General features: G+C 60.6%; 4 protein-coding genes. 3 read left to right on the top strand and 1 reads right to left on the bottom strand.

What is annotated here, in order from left to right; translation table 11 throughout:
- A partial coding sequence (locus ACJWXQ_RS01645; protein WP_406672020.1) for a S1C family serine protease occupies positions 1-673 on the top strand: 673 nt, incomplete at its 5' end.
- A 7-nt stretch (positions 674-680) separates the two neighbouring features.
- Here ACJWXQ_RS01645 and ACJWXQ_RS01640 read toward each other — a convergent pair.
- Entirely contained in the window at positions 681-1,487 is an 807-nt protein-coding gene (locus ACJWXQ_RS01640) for an SAM-dependent methyltransferase (protein ID WP_406672019.1), read from the bottom strand.
- 169 nt (positions 1,488-1,656) lie between these two features.
- On the opposite strand from ACJWXQ_RS01640, the gene ACJWXQ_RS01635 reads away from it, so the two are divergent.
- On the top strand, positions 1,657-2,202 hold the full coding sequence (locus tag ACJWXQ_RS01635; RefSeq protein WP_346051828.1) for an FHA domain-containing protein: 546 nt from the start codon (positions 1,657-1,659) through the stop codon (positions 2,200-2,202).
- 7 nt (positions 2,203-2,209) lie between these two features.
- On the top strand, positions 2,210-3,229 hold a 1,020-nt coding region (locus tag ACJWXQ_RS01630; RefSeq protein ID WP_406672018.1), incomplete at its 3' end, for a serine/threonine-protein kinase.

Raw genomic sequence — 3,229 nt, 5'->3', positions numbered from 1 at the left:
TGCCCAGGTGGGACAGTCCGTCTATGCCATGGGAAACCCCTTTGGCCTGGAAGGGAGCTTTACCGCTGGCGTGGTGTCGGCCTTGAATCGTCCGCTGCAGATCGATTCAGGTTATATCATCCGCGATCTTATTCAGACTGACGCCGCCATCAATCCGGGTAACTCGGGTGGTCCTCTGGTGGATAGCCGCGGGCGGATGCTCGGGCTCAATTCCATGATGATTTCCCCGGCAGCGGGCTCTGTGGGTATTGGCCTGGCAGTTCCCTCCAATACCGTGCACCGGATTGCCGGGCAGATCATCCGAGAAGGGCGGGTTGCCCGGGGTTGGATTGATATTCAGGGAATAGCGATTTCACCCAGGCTGGTCAATCAGGCTGGCTTGCCCATCCGACACGGCATTTTGGTGACCCGGGTTCTCCCTGGTGGCAATGCCCAGCAGGCCGGGCTTCGAGATGGTCAGGGCGGGCGGATGATTCGCCATGGGCCTCACCGGCTTCCAGTGGAAGGCGATATCATAACGGCCATCAATGGCCAGCCGGTTACCAGTGTGGCGGAACTGTTGCTCAGCCTTGAAGGTACTCGGCCCGGTGACGAAGCCAGGGTTCAAGTCTTTCGTGGGGGGAGAAGCCTCGAATTGAGCATCGTCCTGGGGGAGCGCCATTCAGGGCAGTGAACCGAACTCAATCGGCTACTTTCCATTGACTCGCCGGGCTGAAGCCTGAGAGCGGTGGCGCTGATTGCAGCTCAATCAAGCGGCCATGCCTGAATCGGGCACGCATGACCCGCTGCGATGCCTCGGTTCGAATTCGGAAGCGTAGCGTGTCGCCATCAAGTCGCACATCACGCAGATCCGTGATTAGGCCATCAAGTTCTGCCTCGCCCCACACTCGCTGGTAGTTCTGCTCCAGCCGCAGTTTGATCTCTTTTCCCTGCCTGCTTGCCCGCCATTCACCGGCAACGGCGGCCGGAACCCGCCAGAAGTAGATTTTTCGCTGATTGACTGCCCGATAGTCGTCAGCCTGCCAGCGTCCCATGTCGAATTCGTGGGAGACGATCCGGGTTCCGCTCGGCAGGGACAGCAGGCTGGGCTTCAGGCGTTGATTGAGCTCGGGGAGGAGATAAAGGGTGATGATGTCGGCGCCAGAGAGATCGGCTTCAAACAGATCGCCTTGCTCGAATTGGACGGCTTCTCCGACACCGGCGGCTTCGGCACGCTGACGGGATAGTTTGACCAATTGCCCGTCGATCTCGATGCCCCGGCCTTCGGCACCGAATTCCACGGCGGCCATGATGGGAATGCGACCATCTCCGGAGCCCAGATCCAGCACCCGATCACCGGGGGCGGTGTCCGCGACTTCCAGCATGGCGCGCACGACCGGTTCGGGCGTCTGGATGAAACCCACATCGGGCCTCGTCTCGGCCTGGCAGGGTGCCGCCAGGCCCGGCAGAAGCAGTGAGTAGAGTGTGGGAAGGAGCGATCGACGCATTCCGTCATGATCAACGGCAACTGTCATCCGTGCAAGGGGTTTCTGATACCCCGTCGGAGCCTGCTATCCTATGTGGAGTAGTGCAATTGCCGAGTAGCGGGGCTGGGGAAGGGACGGCCGGCAACCGTGCCGGTCGCGTACACGTATCTTTTTGCAGGGGAGACAGACGGTGACCGACAAACGTGCCGGTACCGAGGGAACGAGGCGTCTCAGGGAGCAAGGCCCCCAAGGGACAGTCTTCATTTCCCCCGATGAGCTTCCAGAGATGGACGAGGCCGCGGATAAGGCGGCGGTGAGTCCTGATTCTCCGGCCTTGCTGGGGCTCAGCCCGCCGTTCGTGGATCAATGGTTTCAGCTTCAGGCGGAACGTACCCAAATCGGGCGCAAGGCCCATAATGACCTGGTCCTGGAAGAGCCCAGTGTGTCTTTCGAACATGCCCGGATTGTTCGCTCTGGTGGCGATTGGCGTGTGGTCAATCTTCTCTCCACCAATGGCACCTTCGTCAACGGTGAACGGATTCACCAGTCCGCGCTCAAGCATGGAGATCGCCTGGCCTTTGGTAATGCCGCATTCCTCTTTGCCACCAGTGAGCAGGTGGATACCACTGGCCAGTCATTCCGACCCGCCAAGAGCAGCCGGCGTCAGAAGATGATCGCGACGGGCCTCGCCTTGCTGGGTATTGCGGTGATTGTCGCAGCCCTGCTGCTTCGCTAAAGCTGACATGGCATCGAAGTTGGGACGATACGAGCTGGGGCCGGAAATTGGTCGTGGCAGTATGGCCGTGGTCTACCGTGCTTTTGATGAGCGCCTTCAGCGCCCCGTGGCGTTGAAAATGCTCAAGGAAGAATACGCTTCCAGCGATCGCTATCGAAGAGAGTTCCTGTCCGAAGCCCATGCCGCCGGCAGACTTTCCCATGCCGGTATTGTGACCATCCATGATGTGGGTGAATCCGGGGGCAAGCCCTTCATGACCATGGAGCTGTTGCAGGGGGAGACCCTGCAGCAGCGGGTGGAGAGAGAGGGTCCCTTGCCGGTCAGTCATCTGCTGGACATTGGTGTGCAACTTGGCGAAGCCCTGGACTATGCCCAGCGAAACGGTGTAATCCACCGGGATGTCAAAGCAGACAATGTCATGCTTCTGGACGACGACAGCCGGGTAAAGCTGGCCGACTTTGGCATCGCCCGACTGCGTCAGGCAGGCGGCCAGGCCGCAATGGACGAGGGCGAAGTGGTGGGCACGCCCAATTACATGGCACCCGAGCAGGTTCGAGGTGAGGCCGTCGATGGGCGCAGTGATCTCTATTCCCTTGGCGTTCTGCTGTACCGCCTTTCCAGCGGTAGACTGCCTTTTGCCCGGCGTACCACTCGCGCCACACTGGAAGCCATCCTCAAGGGCAAGTCCGCCCGCTTGCGCCCAGGGGATCCGGAAACCCCGGCCGCGCTGGTGAGTATCATCACCACCCTGATGTCTCGTCTGCCATCCGATCGCTATCAATCCGGTGCCGAACTGGCCGCGGATTTGCGCGACATCCAGGCCGAGTTGATGTCCCGGCCGGGTCGTCGCTGGCGTATTCCGCTCAGCGTCCGCTGGCCGGTTGCGCTGGGCTTGTCCGTGGCCTTGACCCTGGTCGTTGGCAGTTTTGCGGTGTATCAGCATCAGCGGGCCGCCATGACTTCCCTGGTCTTTGAGTATGGGGGCAGCATGGCCGATGTGATCGCGACCGAGTCGGCCGAAGATCTT

Origin of the sequence: Natronospira sp. (assembly GCF_007134575.1) — a bacterium.
In the GTDB taxonomy this organism is placed as follows: Bacteria; Pseudomonadota; Gammaproteobacteria; order Natronospirales; family Natronospiraceae; genus Natronospira; species Natronospira elongata.
This window is presented reverse-complemented; position numbering and strand designations above follow the sequence as displayed.